A 17,445-nucleotide genomic window follows, 5' to 3' on the forward strand; every position below is an offset into this window, starting at 1 on the left:
CCGTCAGTCGTCCAGGTTCAGCGGCGCGGCCTCGTCGTCCGACAGCAGCGCGTCCGGGTCCTGCGGCCGGCGCCGTTCCCTCAGGAAGATGAACCCCTCGGCGAGGAAGTAGAGCACCACCATCGGCGCGGCCAGGGCCATCATGGTCAGCGGATCGCCGCCGGGCGTGATCACGGCGCCGAAGACGAACATGAGGAACACCACCGTACGGCGGTGCTTCTTGACCGTGGCGTGCGACAGCACCCCGATGATGTTGAGGAAGACCAGCAGCAGCGGCAGCTCGAACGACACCCCGAAGATCACCAGCATGATGAGCACGTAGTCGAGGTACTCGTTGATCTGGATGGTGGCGACGGTGTCGCTCGGCATGAAGCCCAGCAGGATGGCCAGGCTGGTGTCCATGATCACGTAGGCGAGCGCGGCACCGCCGAGGAACAGCGGGATCGCCAAGGACAGGAACGCCACGCTGTAGCGCTTCTCGTTGCGGTAGAGCGCGGGAGTGACGAAGGCCCAGATCTGGTAGAGCCAGACGGGCGAGGACACCAGGATGCCCACCATCGCCGCGACCTTCAGCGTGGTGAAGAAGGACTGGAAGATGCCGCCGGTGGTCAGCGTGCAGTGTCCAGGGCGCAGTTGCTGGGCCGCGGCCGTGTCGCAGAACGGTTCCTTGATGAAGGCCCAGACCGGGTCGAACAGGAAGAACCCGATGACCACACCGACGACCAGCGCGAGCAGCGCGATGACGAGCCGGTTGCGCAGCTCGCGCAGATGCTCCATGAGAGGCATGCGCCCCTCATCGTCGACGGCGGTCTTGTTGGGCCGTTTGAACAGCACCATTCAGCGGTCCCTGGTGTGGTGGGTGTCGGGTCAGGCGTTCTTGTTGGCGGCGGCCTGCGCGCGCAGCTTGGCGGCCTGCTCCTCGAGCTGGCGGGCCTGCTCCTCAGCCGACAGGGCGGGCGCGGCGGCGGGCAGCTGCTGCGCGGGCTGGGCCGGCGGCTGCGGCTGCGCGGTCGCGGTGGCCTGCGTGGCGGTCTGCTCGTCGTCCTCCTCACGCAGCTTGCTGGTCTCGGCCTTGAAGATGCGCAGCGACTTGCCCACGCCCCGTGCCATCTCCGGCAGCTTCTTGGCCCCGAACAGCAGGACCAGCACCAGGGCAATGATCAGCAGCTCAGGAACTCCGAGGTTCGGCATGAAACATCCTTATTGAGCGAGGTGCAATCTCACCGACGATCGTACGCTGCCGGGAGCCCAGACTCATCCCCTGAGCTCCCGTTCGCCCCATTTCTGGCACCCAATGTTCGCCCTGCGGCCGTGAGCTGGGCATGTGCCCGTCGTATCTCGGCGCTCAGCTCCCGTAAGGCGACCAGCAGGCGGGCACTCACGAACCCGAGTACGGCCAGCCCTGCCGCGCCCGCGGCCACCGCCACGTAGATCCAGCCCGTCCAGGTCATGACGCCTGAGAGTACAGCGACAGCGCCCGATCGGCCTCCTGCTGCACCCTTTCGGCCAGCGCCTGCGGCGAGACGATCCTGCCGGTGTCGCCGAGCCGGAGCGCGAGCTTGAGTGTCCAGTCCTCGTCGCGGGCGCGCAGCGTGACCCGCAACCGGCCCTCTCCCAGCTCCTCGACCCGCTCGCACGGGTAGTACTCGGCCACCCACCGGCCCGCCGCGGTCAGCTCGAGCACGACGAGCTCGTCGGTGGGCGAGGGCCGGAAGACGCCCTGGGTGACGTCGATCGGCTCGGCCCCGGCCGGCGGGTCGGCCGGCACGTCGAGCACCTCGACGCCCAGCATCCGGTCCAGCCTGAACAGCCGCATCGCCTCGGCCCGGTAGCACCAGCCCTCCAGGTAGGTGCGGCCGTCGGCGACCACGAGCCGGGTCGGGTCGACCTCCCGCGGCGTCACCTCGTCACGGCCAGGCACGTAGTAGCGCAGCGACAGCCGCCGCCCGCCGACCAGCGCCTCGCGCACCCTGGCGGCCGCGTCCGGCGCCGACTCCACGTCCACCGCGAACTGGCTGCTGACGGCCGCCGCGCCGGCTCCCGCCGCCTGCTCCAGCTTGGCCGTCACGCGCGACAGCGCGTCGCCGTGGGCGAACTCGACCAGCTCGGGGGTGGCCGCCAGCATCCGCAACGCCACCAGCAGCGCGCTGGCCTCGTCGATGCCCAGGCGCAGCGGCCGGGCGATGGTCTCGGCGTTGTCGATGAGGATCTCGCCGCCGTCCCACGAGACGTCGATCAGATCACCCGGTGTGTGGCCGGGCAGCCCGCACATCCACACCAGCTGCAGGTCGTCGATGAGCTGCTTCTCGCTCAGCCCGAACAGCGCGGCCACCTCGGCCACCTGCGCCCCCTGGTGGGACATCAGGTACGGCACCAGCGCCAGCAGCCTGGGCAGCCGGTCGGCCGTCGAGCTCATGCCAGCACCCCTTTCAGTCGCGCGATCACGGCCTCACGGGCGTCGGGCGGCTCCACCACCAGCACGTCGGCGCCCAGGCTGGCGATCCATCCGGCCAGCCGTTCGGGATCGGCGAAGACCAGCTCCACCGTGTCCCACCCGTCGTCACCCTCCCGGAGGGCGCGGGCGACCTGGCGCAGGCCCTCGCACGCGCCCTGCCGTACCTTGAGGACGGCGGTGCGCTCCTCCATCGCCTCTTCGGGGAAGCCGACCATCGAGCGCAGGTCCACTCCCTGGGGCACCTCGACCGTGCCCGGCCTGCCCATCGGGGCCACCGGGCCGCAGATGCGGCTCAGCCTGAACACCCGTGGCGCCTGCCGGTCGCGGTCGAAGCCGGCCACGTACCACTTGCCGCGCCTGCTGATGACCCCCCACGGCTCGATCGTGCGGGTGCGGACCGTCTCGCCGGCCGCCGGCCGGTAGTCGAAGCGGACCACCCGCCGGTCGCGCACCGCCTCCCACAGCGAGGGGAAGGACGGGTCGCGGGTCTCGACGCGCAGCTCCAGCGCCTCGCCAGGCCCGGCGTCGGTGGCCACGCCGCCCGCGCGCAGCTTCAGCAGCGCGCCGCTGGCGGCCTCGGCCAGGCTGGCCCGCTGCCACACCCGCGCCGCCAGGCCCAGCACGGCCGCCTCGTCCGGCTCCAGGGTGATGTCCGGCAGCTCGTAGGCCTCGCGCTGGATCCGGTAGCCCGGCTCGTCCTCCCACGGGTCGCGGTGCACCTCGATGGGGATGCCGATCTCGCGCAGCTCGTTCTTGTCGCGTTCGAACATCCGCTGGAAGGCCTCGTCGCCGTCGCGGTCGTAGCCGGGCACGGCGTGGCGGATCTGCTCTGCCGACAACGGCCGGTGCGTCGCGAGCAGGCAGATCACGAGATTGAGCAACCGCTCTGTCTTACGGCGTGACATCTGCCTTTCTCCTCACTCGTTCGACGCTACCCTGCCTCCGTGATCAGATGGCGCAAGGGCGAGGTTGTCGGGATCCGGCGCGAGTGGCCGGGAGCTGTGGAGCTCGAGGTCACCGTTCCCGAGGGGACGTGCAGGGCGCTGGCCTATCCCCCACTGGTGGGACGCCCCGAACCGGGTGACGAGGTGCTGCTCAACACGACCGCCCTCGCGATGGGTCTCGGTACGGGAGGTTACGCCATGGTGGTGGCCGTCCCGAACAGATTGCCGGAAGATCCTGATGGTCCCGGCCATCTGGTGAAGGCCCGCTACACCCCGCTGCAGGCCACCGTGCTCGGCGCCGACGAGCAGGACTCCCCCTTCCACGAGGTGCTTCGCGAGGCCGACTCCCTCGACGGGATGCCGGTCGTCGTGGCCGATCTGCACTCGGCGCTGCCGGCCATCCTGTGCGGGATGTCGCCGCGCCCGCGGGTGGCCTACGTGATGCTGGACGGCGGCGCGCTGCCGGCCTGGTTCTCGATGGCCGCCGCCAGGCTGCGCGAGGTGGGCTGGCTGGCCGGGGTGGTCACCGTCGGCCAGTCCTTCGGCGGCGACGTCGAAGCCGTCACCACCCACACCGGGCTGCTGGCCGCCCGGCACGTCCTGCACGCCGACGTGGCGATCGTCACCCAGGGGCCGGGCAACCTCGGCACCGGCACCCGCTGGGGGTTTTCCGGGGTGTCGGCGGGCGAGGCGGTCAACGCCGCGGCCGTGCTCGGCGGGCGGCCGGTGGCGGCGCTGCGCGTCAGCGAGGGCGACCGGCGTGAGCGGCACCTCGGCGTCTCGCACCACTCGCTGACCGCCTACGGCAGGGTGGCGCTGTCACCGGCCCAGGTGGTGGTGCCCGAGCTGCCCGGCGAGTTCGGCGAGCGGGTGCGCGACCAGGCCGAGCTGCTGGCCGTACGGCACGAGCTGGTCTCGGTGCCGGTCGACGGGCTGTACGAGGCGCTGCTCGCCTCGCCGGTCAGGCTGTCGACGATGGGGCGCGGCCTGGACGAGGACCTGGCCTACTTCCTGGCCTCGGCGGCGGCCGGGCGGCACGCCGTCACCCTTCTGACGTAGCCGCCGGATCATCCCGTGGAGGGAGGACGGCGGGCCGCCGGTCGGCGATCGTGAAGTGATGACGCGAACACGCTTCGTACTCCTCACGATCCTGGCGCTCGTCGCGACGGCCTGCGGCGCGGGCGGCGGTCCGGCCGGCGGCACGACCGGCGGTGCGACCGGAGCGCCGCACGCCGGACAGCACGGCGGCCTGCACGGCACCTCGACGGCCGCGCCCGCCGCCGCGCCCGCCCGGTCCGGCGAGCGGTTCGTCACGCTGGCGATGCCCGAGCCGTACATGCCCAAGCCGCCGAACGGCGGCACCGACGAGTACCGCTGCTTTCTCGTCGACCCGAAGGTGACCGAGCCCGACACCTTCTTGACCGGCACCCGGTTCACCGCGCAGAACGGCGAGGTGGTCCACCACGCGATCCTGTTCAGGGTGGACGCCGACCAGGTGGCGGCCGTGCGGGCCTACGACGCCAAGCAGCCGGGCCCGGGCTGGGGCTGCTTCGGCGACGCGGGCGTGGGCGACGCCGACTGGATCGGCCACTGGGCGCCCGGCACCAGCGAGGTCCTGCTCGACCCGAAGCTCGGCTACCCGATGGCGGCGGGCAGCGCGCTGATCATGCAGGTCCACTACAGCACGCTGGCCCTGGGCGACCGCCCGGCCGGCAGCGACCGGTCCAGCGTGCGGCTGCGCCTGGCCTCGGGCAAGCTGACGCCGCTGCGCACCCAGCTGTTCATGGCGCCGATCGAGCTGCCCTGCACGCCGCAGGAGAAGGGCGCGCTGTGCGAGCGCGAGGCCGCCATCGCCGACGTGGGCCGCCGCTTCAGCACCGACGCCAAGGAGCTCACCTCGCAGCTGGTCACCTGGTGCTCGGGCGGCAAGCCGGCGCCGGGGCCGACCCAGCACTGCGACATGCCGGTCCAGAAGCCCGCCACCCTGCACGCCCTGGCCGGCCACATGCATCTGCTCGGCCGTTCCATCAAGGTGGAGCTCAATCCGGGCAGGCCCGGCGCCAGGACGCTGCTCGACGTGCCCCGCTACGACTTCGACAACCAGGCGCTGCGCCCGCTGGCCGAACCGGTGAAGGTCGGGCCGGGCGACACCATCCGCACCACCTGCACCCATGACGCCTCCCTGCGCGCCCGGCTGCCGCTGCTGCGCGACCTGCCGCCCCGCTATGTGGTCTGGGGCGAGGGCACCCAGGACGAGATGTGCCTGGGCATCGCGGTGGCCTCGTAGAAGTCCTTGAACGTGAACGCCTCGGGGCCCGGCCCCTCGGCCCTGAGGCGTCCGAGCCGCTCCATGCCCTCGGTGAGCGTCGGAATCGTGCCCGCGGGGATCCACCACATCACCGAGTACGGCTCGGCCATGCGCAGGAACCACTCCCTGCGGCGCTTGAGCACCGCCATGTGCCGGCTCTTGTAGACGAAGTTCCACAGGGTCTCGCGCGACTCCCACACCGAGAAGTTGATCACCAGGTGGTCGCCGTAGTCGTGCTGGACGGTCAGCGTCGGATCCTCGTTGCTCTCCTTGAGCCGCCACACGAAGCCGGGCGCCGCGTCGGACAGCACGTTGATCGGTTCAAGGTTGGCGACGAAGTCGGCGAGCTCGGGCGTGTCGAGGGGCGCGCGCAGGTGCGCGACGTTCAGCTGGGCGAGATGCATGAACCCTACTATGTCAATCCTCATTGGTTTTAGAAAGGGTCACGCAGCATTCGCCCGGCCGCGGATCGAGCGCCGCCCTGCCGGGATCCTCGCCGAGCCCCTCCAGCAGCCCCTGGCACAGCGCCAGGTTCATCGAGCACACCAGCAGCGGGTAGTCCTGGGCCAGCGCGTGGAAGGGGCAGTTGCGCTGCCTGACCACGCCGTCCTCGACGTAGGGTTCGTAACCGCGCTCCCGCATCGTCTCGACCACGTCGCCCCCGCCCGCCGCGATACGGCGGCCGGCCGCCCGCGCCGCCCGCTCGGCCTGCTCCTCGCCGCCGAGCAGCTCCACCACGTCGGCCAGCACCGAGGCGAGCGAGCCGTAGTCGCGCGGCGGCAGGCTCACCGCCAGCTCGGCCGCCGCCCGCCGGTAGACCTTGGCGGGCCGGCCGCTGCCCGGCCCCTTGCGCTCCTGCGGCCGGAACCCGGCCTCCAGCAGCCCCGCCTCCACCAGCTTGTCCAGGTGGTGGGCGGCCAGCGTCCGCGACACCCCCACCGCCTCGGCCGCCTCGCCGCGCCCCACCTCGCCGCCCCGGGCCGCCACGTAGGCGTACAGGCCGCGGCGGACGGGATCGCTCAACTGGGACAGGGCCTCGAGGTCGCTCACAGCCCGGAGTCTACGAGCCGCCGCGCCGGAAGCCGCGCCCGCACCCGGGCCCGAGCCGGGGGCCGAACCAGAGCCTGAAACAGAGCCCGGACCAGGGCCCGAACCCGCGCCCGGCGGCCGGCAGGCGGCCAGGACGTCTAGTAGGCGGCCAGGACGTCGACGACGAACACCAGCGTGTCGGCGCCGGTGATGCCGAACTGGGGATGCCCCGTCGCGCCGTAGCCCGAGGACGGCGGGACGATCATCAGCACCCTGCTGCCGGTCGGCACCCCCACCAGCGCCCGGTCCCACCCCTTGATGACCCGGCCCTCGCCGATCGTGAACGCCTTCGGCTGGCCCGACTTCCAGGTGGAGTCGAAGACCTTGCCGCCGGCCCACACCGCGCCCTCGTGCTGCGTCACCAGCAGCTGGCCGGCCCGCGTCTTCGGCCCGTCACCGCGCTCGAGCACCCTGGCCGCGAACGCGCGCGGCGGCGCGACACCGGACGGGATCGACAGCCGCGGCCGCTCACCCCCGCTCACCCTGACCCCGGCCAGCGTGCCCGCGCCCGAGGCGTGGGCGTTCCTGGCGTGCGCGCCGAGAATGTCGACCACGTAGAACAGGTCGTCGTCGGGGCCGATGCCCTGCGGCGGGTTGGCGCCGAACCCCTCGGCCGGCGGGATGGAGGCGATCACCCTGCTGCCGACGGCACGCCCCTGCAGCGCCTTGTCCAGGCCGGGCAGCAGCCGGCCCACCGGGAAGGCGGCGGGCGTGCCGCGGTTGAAGCTGGAGTCGACCAGGCGGTTCTCCCTGCCGTCCCAGACGTGCGCCGTGTACTGCACGATCGCCACGTCGTCCTTGGCCAGCTTCGCGCCCTTGCCCGCGCTCAGCTCGTCGATCTGCAACTCGGCCGACGGCTTGCCCGCGGGGAAGACGATCGTCGGCTTGCGGCCGAACTCGCCGCCCACCTTGAGATCCAGATCATCACCGGAGGACGCGCCCGTGCAGGCGGTCAGCAGCGCCAGCGGGACCAGCAGCAGGAGCAGGCGCACGGACGTCCTCCCTGATGAACCAGCGGCCTTCGGGGGCAGGCCACTGGTTTATCAGATTTCGCGTCAGTAAGCGCCCAGAACGTCGACGACGAACACCAGCGTGCTGCCCGCCGGGATCTCACCGGAGGGCGTGTCGCCGTAGCCCAGGTTCGGCGGGATCACCAGCAGCAGGCGGCTGCCGACCTTGGCGCCCTCCAGCGACTGGTCCCAGCCCTTGATGACCTGGCCGCTGCCGACCCCCTGCACGGTGAACGGCTCCCGGCTCCAGCTGGAGTCGAACTGCTTGTCGGTGCCCCACAGCTTGCCGGTGTAGTGGACCACGACCGACTGGCCCTTCTTCACCGCGGGCCCGGTGCCCTCGATCACCGTCTCCTTGACCAGCTTGGCCGGCGGCTTGGCCGCGGTCTTGGTCGTCAGCGTGGGAGCCTTGTCACCGCCGGCGCTCTCCACCGTCACGCCCTTGACACCCGGGTCGGTGGCCGTGCCGTTGGCCGCCTTCGGCAGCGTGGAGATCAGGTCGAAGACGAACACCCGCGGCTTGGAGGTGTCCATGCCGTTCTGCTTGGCCTGCGCCAGCTCCTGCTGGGTGTAGCTGTCGTTGGCCACGACCGTCATGAACCGGCCGCCCAGCTTCGTCTTGCCGAAGCCGTCGATCATCACCTTCGGCATCTGGGCGTTGACGGTGATCGGCTCGGTCTTCTTGGTGTCGTAGGTCGAGCCCTCGAGCGTGTTCTGCTTGCCGTCCCAGCTCCAGACCGACAGGTTCACGAACACCGTGTCGCCCATCGCCACGCCGGCGCCGGAGCCCGGGCTGAGCACCTCCAGCGACGACTTGCTGGCCGGATTCCCCTCAGGGAAGGTCACCGTGGGTTTGGCGCCCACGGTCCCGGTGACCTTCGGCCCCGCGGCGGCTTCACCGCCGGTCTGCTGCGAGCCGCACGCGGCGGCGAAGATCAAAGGCACTGCTGCTAGTACGGCCAGGCGGCGGCGCATCGAGTTCCCCAGGAGAGTCGGACAGGTCCGCGCCACCTTATCCGAAGAGCGCGTACGACCCCGATAAGGAAACGGCAAAAGCAGCGCTACATTCCCGCGATCAGCTTGTCCACCCTCTCGTCGACGCTGCGGAACGGATCCTTGCACAGCACCGTGCGCTGCGCCTGGTCGTTCAGCTTGAGATGCACCCAGTCGACGGTGAAGTCGCGCCGCTTCTCCTGCGCCTTGCGGATGAACTCGCCCCGCAGGCGCGCCCTGGTCGTCTGCGGCGGCACCGACTTGGCCTCGAAGATCTTCAGATCGGAGGCCACCCGCTCGACCGCGCCGCGCTTCTGCAGCAGGTAGTACAGCCCGCGCCTCCGGTGCACGTCGTGGTAGGCCAGGTCGAGCTGGGCCACCCGCGGACTGGACAGCGGCAGGTCGTACTTCTTCCGGTAACGCTCGATGAGCTGGTACTTCGTCACCCAGTCGATCTCCCGCGAGACCAGGTCGAGATTACCCGTCTCGACCGCCCGCAGCGTGCGCTCCCACAGCTCCAGCACCCTGCGCGCGATGGGATCACCGCCGCGCCGGTCGACGAAGTCCTTCGCCTTGGTCAGATACTCCTGCTGGATCTCCAGGCTGGAGGCCTCCCTGCCGTTGGCCAGGCGGACCCTGCGCCGGCCCGTCATGTCGTGGGAGACCTCCCTGATCGCCCTGATCGGGTTCTCCAGCGACAGGTCGCGCATGACCGTGCCCGCCTCGATCATCCGCAGCACCAGATCGGTGGCGCCGACCTTCAGCAGCATCGTCGCCTCGCTCATGTTCGAGTCGCCGACGATGACGTGCAGCCTGCGGAAACGCTCGGCGTCGGCGTGCGGCTCGTCACGCGTGTTGATGATCGGCCTGGACCGGGTCGTGGCGCTGGAGACACCCTCCCAGATGTGCTCGGCCCGCTGCGAGACGCAGTAGACCGCGCCGCGCGGCGTCTGCAGCACCTTGCCGGCGCCGCAGATGATCTGCCGGGTGACCAGGAACGGGATCAGCACGTCGGCCAGGCGGCCGAACTCGCCGTGCCGGCCGACCAGATAGTTCTCGTGGCAACCGTAGGAGTTGCCCGCCGAATCGGTGTTGTTCTTGAACAGGTAGATGTCACCGGCGATGCCCTCTTCACGCAGCCGCTTCTCGGCGTCGACCAGCAGCCCCTCGAGGATCCGCTCGCCCGCCTTGTCGTGGGTGACGAGTTCGATGACGTTGTCACACTCTGGTGTTGCGTATTCGGGGTGGCTGCCCACGTCGAGATAAAGACGCGCGCCGTTGCGGAGGAAGACATTGCTCGATCGGCCCCAGGAGACGACCCGGCGGAACAGATAGCGGGCGACCTCGTCCGGCGACAGCCTGCGCTGCCCCCTGAACGTGCAGGTCACGCCGTACTCGTTCTCCAGCCCGAAGATGCGACGATCCATCACCTCACACTAGTTCCCCGAAATCGCCAGCGGGAGAGATCTTCGCGTGTTTCGATTTTCTTTCAACCACGCGCCCGCCCCTCGAGTCCGCGCCGCTCCGCGCGGCGGCCCCGAATCCCCGGGTACGGCACGCGGCCTCCCCGCGCCCTGGAAACAGCGTGCGGGACCGCCCGGACAACCGGACGACCCCGCGAACGAACACCAGAGCGCGGTGCGGGACCGCCGCCCCCGCGGACGGTCCCACCTCGCTCACGGCGTGTAGATCTCCTGCACCTTCACGATCTGCCCCTTGTAGACCGTGATCAGCGAGGGGGTCTGCTGCTTGGCCGCCCGCTTCATCAGCACGGAACGCGAGCAGCTCTTGCTGCCCAGCCCCGTCCTGCGGTCGACCGTCATGGCCGACTGGCGCGAACTGCACCCGAAGGCGCTGAGGTAGACCACCTTCTTGGCGATCGGCGAGGCATAGGCCGTCACATCGCCCTCCGGCGGGCCGACGAAGTACCCCTCGGTGTACTTGTCCCTCTTCCACTTGATCGGCTCGTACTCGGCGGTGCCGTCCTTGCGGACATCGGTGATCCAGCCTCGGAGGATCCCGTCACGCCTTGAGTGGATGCCCTTGGTGAAGTCGTGGCCCGGATCGGCCTGGAAGCTCGTGCCGAAGGTCTCCGGCTGCTCGAACTTCGGGAAGGCGCCGGTCGCCGCCTGCGCCGCCCCCGACGTCAGGGCCAGCGAACAGGCGGCCGCGACCGCACCGGCCGCGAGGAATGTCATCTTCACATCGGCTTTGATCCAAAACACGGGGTCACGGTTCTCGAAAGATCATGTGATCCCCATCACATCGACACCCGGCAGGTTTAGCCGGATGGACGGGCGACGTCACGGCGCCCGGCCGAAGTCCCGCCACAGTGGCGTGAAAAGACCGACGGCCACCGGTGACCCCGGTGGCCGTCGTGCGGCTTGCCGTACAGAACCTGTCACGAACGGGCGCCACGCGCCCGCCGGCGGCTACTCGGTGCCGTCGTCGGCACCGGCCTCCGGCGCCGTCGGCGGAGCCTCGGCCGGCGGCGCGGCCGCGGGCGCCTCCCGCAGCAACCGCTCCAGCCGCCGCCCCGTCAGCCGCAGGAACTTGCGGTGCTCCCGGTTACGGTCGAGCACCGCCACCTCCAGCTGACCCGCCGGCGGCCGCTCACCGCCCGGCTCCGTCAGCGCCGACAGCGCCACCTCCAGCGCCTCGGCCAGCGGCATGCCCTCCTTGTAACGCTCCTTCAGCCGGGTCGCCACCGCCTCCGCCTGACCGCCCATCGCGGCGAAACCGTGCTCGTCGAACACCGAACCGTCGAAGGTCAACCGGTAGATCGCATCACCGTCGGGCGTGTCGCCCACCTCGGCCACCACCACCTCCACCTCGAGCGACTTGATCGACTCGGTGAAGATCCGACCCAGGTTGGAGGCGTACAGGTTGGCCAGCCCACGACCCGTCACATCGGAACGGTCATAGGTGTAGCCGTTGATGTCGGCATAACGGATGCCGCCCAGCCGCAACTCCTCGAACTCGTTGTAGCGGCCGACCGCGGCGAACCCGATCCGGTCGTAGATCTCGCTCACCTTGTGCAGCGCACGCGAAGGATTCGGCGCCACGAACAGGATGCCGTCGACATACTGCAGCACCACCACGCTGCGGCCACGCGCGATGCCCTTACGCGCGTAGTCCGCCTTGTCGCGCATGATCTGCTCGGGCGACGCATATCCAAAAGGCATGGACATGTCGGGAGGTCCTTTCTAGGACAGCGGGGCGATGGGACCGTCAGGGGAGATCATCCGCTCCGCGAGCATCCGCTCGACCACGGCGGCGACCTCGTCGTCACTCAGGCGACGGAAACCGTCGGCATCGACGACCGCGACCACGGGCCAGATCTTCCTGGTCACATCCGGCCCACCGGTGGCCGAGTCGTCGTCCGCGGCGTCGTACAACGCCTGGATCGTCGCCATCACGATGTCGTCGGCCGACGCGTTGTCCCGGTACAGCTTCTTCAGCGCACCACGCGCGAAGATCGAACCCGAGCCGATCGCGTCGAACCTGTCCCGCTCGTACGGTCCGCCCGCCACGTCGTAGCCGAAGATCCGCCCCGCGTCCCGCTGCTCGTCGTAGGCGGCGAACAGCGGCACCACCACCAGGCCCTGCATCGCCATCGCCAGGTTGCCGCGGATCATCGTCGCCAGCCTGTTGGCCTTACCGGCCACCGACAGCGTGCGACCCTCCATCTTCTCGTAGTGTTCCAGCTCCACCCGGTACAGCCTGGCCATCTCGATGCCCGTGCTGGCCGTACCCGCGATCCCCATGCAGGAATAGTCGTCGGTCCTGAACACCTTCTGGATGTCGCGCTGCGAGATCACATTTCCCGACGTGGCCCGGCGGTCACCGGCCATCACCACCCCGCCGGCGCAGGTCGCGGCGACGATCGTGGTCGCGTGCGGAACCTGGTCACCGATCGGCGTGGCCAGCGTCTGTGCGCGCGTCGGCAGCAGGTCAGGAGCATGCCTGCCGACAAACTCGGAGAACGAGGAACTTCCGTTGTTCACGAAGAGCTGGCTCATCAAGCCGGCGGGCAGATCCCTGTGCGGTGCCACGCGACTCCCTCCAAAAACCTCAGTGTCCTTAGGCCAGACCCTACTCATGTTGTGCTGTTGCATGCACTTCCCACGATCAGCTCAGCGCGAACCATCTGCCGCCCGCCACAACGACGACACCCCCGCCGGCACCGGCCCTCCCCACGACACCCGACGCCCGCCCCACCCCCGCCGGTCATACTGGACCCCATGCGGGACTGGGTGCTCCACGTCGACCTCGACGCCTTCATGGCCGCCGTCGAGATCCTGCGCAACCCGGAACTCCACGGCCGCCCGGTCGTCATCGGCGGCAACGGCGACCCCACCACCCCCCGCACCGTCGTCGCCACCGCCTCCTACGACGCCCGCCAGTACGGCGTGCACTCCGGCATCCCCATGCGCACCGCCCACAGACGCTGCCCCGACGCCGTCTACCTGCCCACCGACCCACCCGCCTACGAAGCCGCCAGCGCCGCCGTCATGGCCGTCCTGCGCACCTTCCCCGTCACCGTCGAGGTCTGGGGCCTCGACGAGGCCTTCCTCGGCGCCACCACCGACGACCCCGAAACGCTCGCCCGGGACATCCAGCACGCCGTCACCGACGCCACCGGACTCACCTGCTCCATCGGCATCGGCGACAACAAGCACCAGGCCAAACTCGCCGCCCAGGCCCACAAGCCGGCAGGCGTCTCACGGCTTACCACCGACACCTGGCACACCACCATGGGCGAGCGCCCCACCACCGCCCTCTGGGGAATCGGCCCCAAAACCGGCAGGAAACTCGCCGACCTCGGCCTCCACACCGTCGCCCAGCTCGCCGCCGCCGACCCCGCCCACCTGGCCGCCCACTTCGGGCCCACCAACGGCCCCTGGCTGCGCTACCTCGCCCTCGGCAAGGGCGAGACCACCGTCACCAGCACCCCCTGGGTCCCGCGCGGCCACAGCCACGAGACCACCTTCACCCGCGACCTCACCGACCCGGCCGCCATGCACCACATCACCACCCTCGCCCGCCGCCTGGCCGGCGAGACCGACGGCCGCCCCGTCATCCGCGTCACGGTGAAGGTCCGCTTCTCCCCCTTCACCACCCACACCAAGCAGGCCAAACTCGCCGAGCCCACCCTCGACGCGGACACCATCGAACAGACCGCCCACACGATCTTCGGCCGCTTCCCGCACGACCGCCCCGTCCGCCTCCTCGGCGTCTCCGTCGAATACGCCTAGAACCGAACCGAACCGAACCGAACCGAACCGAACCGGCCCGCGCCCCCGCCGCTAGACCGGCACCGCCCGCGACAGGAACTCCGACCACCGCGCGTCCTCCAGGCGAGCCAACTCCTCCAGTTCGTCCTCGTCGAGCTCCCACTCCACGAAGGTCGCCTCCAGATACGCGACCGCCCGCCACACGACCGTCGCGTCATCCCTGAACTGGCCGATCCCCGTATTGCACGGCAGGCACAACGCGAACCGCACCGCACCCGGGCGATGACAGTGATCCACATGCTCCGGCGGGCGATCCCAGCAGACCGCGCACAACCCGTGCTGGTCGCCGATCATCCGCTCCACGTCCTCATGGCGCATCCCGTAGCGCCGCGACAGGTGATAGGTCCGCGTCGGCGCGACCGGCCCGCTCCCACGCTCGGGCGGGATCACGAAATCCGGCCAGAGCACCACCCCGTCGAGATAGTGCGCCGCCACCTCCATGAGCACGACGTCGTCCTGGAAGTGACCCAGCGCGTTGTTGCAGTTGAAGCACAGCACGCCGCGCACCAGGCCGCTCGCGTGGCAGTGGTCGACGTGCGTGCCTGGCACCACCTGACAGATGGCGCAGAGCCCGCCCTGCCGGGCGAGCATCCGCTCGTAGTCGTCCTCGGTGATGCCGTAGCGGCGCTTGAGGTGATAGTTCCTCTCGCTGCCGTAATTCTTGATCTTGATCTCACGCATGGCCTGCGTGTGACACGGCTTGCAGTAGTCGGCCAGCCCGTCCTTCTGGGACCGGTTGCGCCCGAACTCGGCGTGGCTCTTGATCTCTTGGCACCGGGGGCAGAACTTGTGGCCTTCAGGAGCCGCCACGCGCTCCCGCACGACCTTGCCCTGCTCGGTCTTGCGCTTGCGATAACTCCTGGCATCTCGCACCCGAAAGCAGGGCTTGCAGTACCGCGCGAGGCCGTCGGCCATGCGCTTGTTGCGCCCGAACTCGGAGACCGCCTTGGTCTCACCACAATCCGGGCACCGCTTACCCACTTCGGGCACTTCCACCCCTTCCGATGTCCCTTTTGCCCTACTCCCCGCCCTTTTGGACGTACGAGCGAACAAATTCCTCTGCGTTCTCTTCGAGAACTTCGTCGATTTCGTCCAGAATCGCGTCGACGTCGTCGGTCAGCTTCTCCTGGCGCTCCTGCACATCGCCGGCCGCCGAGGCCTCGGTCTCCTCGACCTCGGTCTCGCGACGACCAGTCTGCTTCTGACCGCCGGTGTCCCTGTTCGCCATGATCTTCCTCCGCTTGGGGGACTGCCTCTACTGGCTATCTTCCCCGAACCGGGCGACATTTCGCGCGCCGAGTCCGGCGATCTTCGTGAACTGTTGACTGGGATGAATCTGGGCATCTCGCTGCTGGAGTCGCAAGGGCGCCGTCCGCGGCCGATCCGCCCCGTACGGCTCCGCACGGGAGGGCGCCGACCGCCGTCGTGCGCCGCCGTGGTCCTCCGTGCGCTTCTCGGGGCGCGTGGTGGCGCGCCGCGACGGCGCCCGTTCGGCGATCACCGTGGACAGGGGTAACGCGCCTCCCCTCCCCCACCGGCGCCGCCCACCCCGCGACGATCCGCCCGGGAACCGCCGGCCCCGACCACACGCGACCGACGCGGCTTCTCCCCTGGCAACACCTCGGCCCCCTGCTCTGGTTCGCCCCTCGGCGCCTCTGGGACGCGGTGGGCGTGCACGTCCGGCCATCCACGCTGGCCAGCCTGACCGGCGTGGCTGGGACCTCCCGGGTGAACCCCACCCTGCCGGGGGCGGCGCTGGGTCATTCGCTCCCGGTGAGGGCGGCGACGAGGTCGGCGGCGGTGCGGCAGCGGTCGAAGAGCTCGCCGACGTGGCTCTTGGTGCCGCGCAGGGGCTCGAGGGTGGGCACGCGCTGGAGGGATTCGCGGCCCGGGATGTCGAAGATGACGGAGTCCCAGGAGGCGGCGGCGACGGATTCGCTGTACTGGCGCAGGCAGCGGCCGCGGAAGTAGGCGCGGGTGTCGGTGGGCGGGTTCTCGACGGCGCGCTGGACCTGTTCCTCGGTGACGAGGCGCTGCATGCGTCCGCGGGCGACGAGGCGGTTGTAGAGGCCGCGGTCGGGCCTGATGTCGGAGTACTGGAGGTCGACGAGCTGGAGTCTGGGGTGGGACCAGGCGAGGCCGTCGCGGGTGCGGTAGCCCTCGAGGAGTTCGAGCTTGGCGACCCAGTCGAGTTCGCGGGCGAGCTGCATGGGGTCTTCGGCCAGGCGGGCGAGGACGGATTCCCAGCGGTCGAGGATGTCCTTGTTCATCTCCTCGGTGGCGGTGCCGCGTTCCTCGACGTACTTGCGGGCCTGTTCGAGGTATTCCATCTGCAGCTGGATGGCGGTGAGCTTGCGCCCGTCGCGCATGGGGATCTCGTAGCGGCAGGTGGGGTCGTGGGAGACGGCGCGCAGGGCCTGGACGGGGTTTTCGACGGCGAGGTCGCGGGTGAGGAAGTTGTCCTCGATCATGGCGAGGACGAGGGCCGTGGTCCCGAGCTTCAGATATGTCGAAATTTCCGACATGTTGGCGTCGCCGATGATGACGTGGAGCCTGCGGTACTTCTCGGGGTCGGCGTGCGGCTCGTCGCGGGTGTTGATGATGGGCCGCTTGAGCGTGGTCTCCAGCCCGACCTCGACCTCGAAGAAGTCGGCGCGCTGGCTGATCTGGAAGCCTTCGCCGCGGGAGTCCTGCCCGATGCCGACCTTGCCGGCGCCGACGACGACCTGCCGGGAGACGAAGAAGGGGGTCAGGTGGCGGACGATGTCGGCGAAGGGGGTGGCGCGCCGCATGAGGTAGTTCTCGTGGCAGCCGTAGGAGGCGCCCTTGGCGTCGGTGTTGTTCTTGTAGAGCTGGATGGGGGCGTTGGTGGGGATGGACGAGGCGCGCATGGCGGCGTCGTACATGACCCTTTCGCCTGCCTTGTCCCAGATGACGGCGGCGCGCGGGTTGGTGACCTCGGGCGTGGAGTACTCGGGGTGGGCGTGGTCGACGTAGAGGCGGGCGCCGTTGGTGAGGATGACGTTGGCCAGGCCGAGGTCCTCGTCGGTCAGCTGGCTGGGGTCGGCGACCTCGCGGGCGAGGTCGAAGCCACGGGCGTCGCGGAGCGGGTTCTCCTCCTCGAAGTCCCAGCGCGCCCTGCGCGCCCTGGCGGCCGAGGCGGCCAGGTAGGCGTTCACGACCTGGGAGGAGGTCACCATCGCGTTGGCGCCCGGCTGACCGGGTACGGAGATCCCGTACTCGGTCTCGATGCCCATCACCCGACGCACCGTCATGCGCACCTCTCGTGGTCCGGCCTACAGAGTCCGGTCTGTCTATCCGCCGTTTATATGCCCGAGCCTATGCCCTT

The 17,445-nt window shown here is 69.9% G+C and carries 18 protein-coding genes; 3 read left to right on the forward strand and 15 right to left on the reverse strand.

What is annotated here, in order from left to right; translation table 11 throughout:
* Positions 1-3 precede the first annotated feature (3 nt).
* The 4 genes from tatC to ABZX22_RS08565 form a co-directional block, all read right to left on the reverse strand.
* On the reverse strand, positions 4-837 hold the full coding sequence (gene tatC, locus ABZX22_RS08550) for a twin-arginine translocase subunit TatC (RefSeq protein WP_354906966.1): 834 nt from the start codon (positions 835-837) through the stop codon (positions 4-6).
* Positions 838-867: 30 nt separating this feature from the next.
* A complete protein-coding gene (gene tatA / locus ABZX22_RS08555; protein ID WP_354906967.1) occupies positions 868-1,191 on the reverse strand; it encodes a Sec-independent protein translocase subunit TatA in 324 nt (107 codons plus the stop codon).
* 256 nt (positions 1,192-1,447) lie between these two features.
* Entirely contained in the window at positions 1,448-2,416 is a 969-nt protein-coding gene (locus tag ABZX22_RS08560) for a WYL domain-containing protein (protein ID WP_354906968.1), read from the reverse strand.
* Positions 2,413-3,360 (reverse strand): WYL domain-containing protein, encoded by a 948-nt coding sequence (locus ABZX22_RS08565; RefSeq protein WP_354906969.1) that lies wholly within the window; start codon positions 3,358-3,360, stop codon positions 2,413-2,415. Before ABZX22_RS08565 ends, ABZX22_RS08560 begins: the two co-directional genes overlap by 4 nt.
* Before the next feature lie 39 nt (positions 3,361-3,399).
* On the opposite strand from ABZX22_RS08565, the gene ABZX22_RS08570 reads away from it, so the two are divergent.
* Together ABZX22_RS08570 and ABZX22_RS08575 are read left to right on the forward strand one after the other, a co-directional pair.
* Positions 3,400-4,458 carry a DUF3866 family protein gene (locus ABZX22_RS08570; protein WP_354906970.1) on the forward strand — a complete coding sequence of 353 codons (1,059 nt, stop codon included), beginning with the start codon at positions 3,400-3,402 and terminating at the stop codon, positions 4,456-4,458.
* A 58-nt stretch (positions 4,459-4,516) separates the two neighbouring features.
* The gene (locus ABZX22_RS08575; protein WP_354906971.1) at positions 4,517-5,686 is read left to right on the forward strand and encodes a monooxygenase; all 1,170 of its coding nucleotides are present in this window, start codon (positions 4,517-4,519) and stop codon (positions 5,684-5,686) included.
* Here the strand turns inward: ABZX22_RS08575 and ABZX22_RS08580 are convergent.
* From ABZX22_RS08580 to prcB, 8 genes are all read right to left on the reverse strand, one after another.
* Entirely contained in the window at positions 5,623-6,111 is a 489-nt protein-coding gene (locus ABZX22_RS08580) for a DUF3291 domain-containing protein (RefSeq protein ID WP_354906972.1), read from the reverse strand. The genes ABZX22_RS08575 and ABZX22_RS08580 overlap by 64 nt on opposite strands.
* Before the next feature lie 13 nt (positions 6,112-6,124).
* On the reverse strand, positions 6,125-6,757 hold the full coding sequence (locus tag ABZX22_RS08585; RefSeq protein WP_354906973.1) for a helix-turn-helix domain-containing protein: 633 nt from the start codon (positions 6,755-6,757) through the stop codon (positions 6,125-6,127).
* Positions 6,758-6,894: 137 nt separating this feature from the next.
* The gene (locus ABZX22_RS08590) at positions 6,895-7,788 is read right to left on the reverse strand and encodes an FKBP-type peptidyl-prolyl cis-trans isomerase (protein WP_354906974.1); all 894 of its coding nucleotides are present in this window, start codon (positions 7,786-7,788) and stop codon (positions 6,895-6,897) included.
* Positions 7,789-7,851: 63 nt separating this feature from the next.
* Complete coding sequence (locus ABZX22_RS08595) at positions 7,852-8,751, reverse strand: FKBP-type peptidyl-prolyl cis-trans isomerase (protein ID WP_354906975.1); 900 nt, start codon at positions 8,749-8,751, stop codon at positions 7,852-7,854.
* 116 nt (positions 8,752-8,867) lie between these two features.
* Positions 8,868-10,226 (reverse strand): Pup--protein ligase, encoded by a 1,359-nt coding sequence (gene pafA / locus ABZX22_RS08600; protein WP_354906976.1) that lies wholly within the window; start codon positions 10,224-10,226, stop codon positions 8,868-8,870.
* A gap of 249 nt (positions 10,227-10,475) precedes the next feature.
* A complete protein-coding gene (locus ABZX22_RS08605) occupies positions 10,476-10,997 on the reverse strand; it encodes a hypothetical protein (protein ID WP_354906977.1) in 522 nt (173 codons plus the stop codon).
* Between the two features lie 234 nt (positions 10,998-11,231).
* The gene (gene prcA / locus ABZX22_RS08610) at positions 11,232-11,990 is read right to left on the reverse strand and encodes a proteasome subunit alpha (RefSeq protein WP_354906978.1); all 759 of its coding nucleotides are present in this window, start codon (positions 11,988-11,990) and stop codon (positions 11,232-11,234) included.
* A 15-nt stretch (positions 11,991-12,005) separates the two neighbouring features.
* Entirely contained in the window at positions 12,006-12,821 is an 816-nt protein-coding gene (gene prcB, locus ABZX22_RS08615; RefSeq protein WP_354907171.1) for a proteasome subunit beta, read from the reverse strand.
* A gap of 222 nt (positions 12,822-13,043) precedes the next feature.
* On the opposite strand from prcB, the gene ABZX22_RS08620 reads away from it, so the two are divergent.
* The gene (locus ABZX22_RS08620; RefSeq protein ID WP_354906979.1) at positions 13,044-14,057 is read left to right on the forward strand and encodes a DNA polymerase IV; all 1,014 of its coding nucleotides are present in this window, start codon (positions 13,044-13,046) and stop codon (positions 14,055-14,057) included.
* A 51-nt stretch (positions 14,058-14,108) separates the two neighbouring features.
* On the opposite strand, the gene ABZX22_RS08625 is transcribed toward ABZX22_RS08620, so the two are convergent.
* From ABZX22_RS08625 to dop, 3 genes are all read right to left on the reverse strand, one after another.
* Entirely contained in the window at positions 14,109-15,086 is a 978-nt protein-coding gene (locus ABZX22_RS08625; protein ID WP_354906980.1) for an endonuclease domain-containing protein, read from the reverse strand.
* A 28-nt stretch (positions 15,087-15,114) separates the two neighbouring features.
* Positions 15,115-15,324, reverse strand: coding sequence for a ubiquitin-like protein Pup (locus ABZX22_RS08630; protein ID WP_354906981.1), 210 nt, complete (start codon positions 15,322-15,324; stop codon positions 15,115-15,117).
* A gap of 532 nt (positions 15,325-15,856) precedes the next feature.
* On the reverse strand, positions 15,857-17,371 hold the full coding sequence (dop, locus tag ABZX22_RS08635; protein ID WP_354906982.1) for a depupylase/deamidase Dop: 1,515 nt from the start codon (positions 17,369-17,371) through the stop codon (positions 15,857-15,859).
* Positions 17,372-17,445 lie beyond the last annotated feature (74 nt).

The sequence above is a fragment of the Nonomuraea sp. NPDC003804 genome, from assembly GCF_040610675.1.
Classification (GTDB): domain Bacteria; phylum Actinomycetota; class Actinomycetes; order Streptosporangiales; family Streptosporangiaceae; genus Nonomuraea.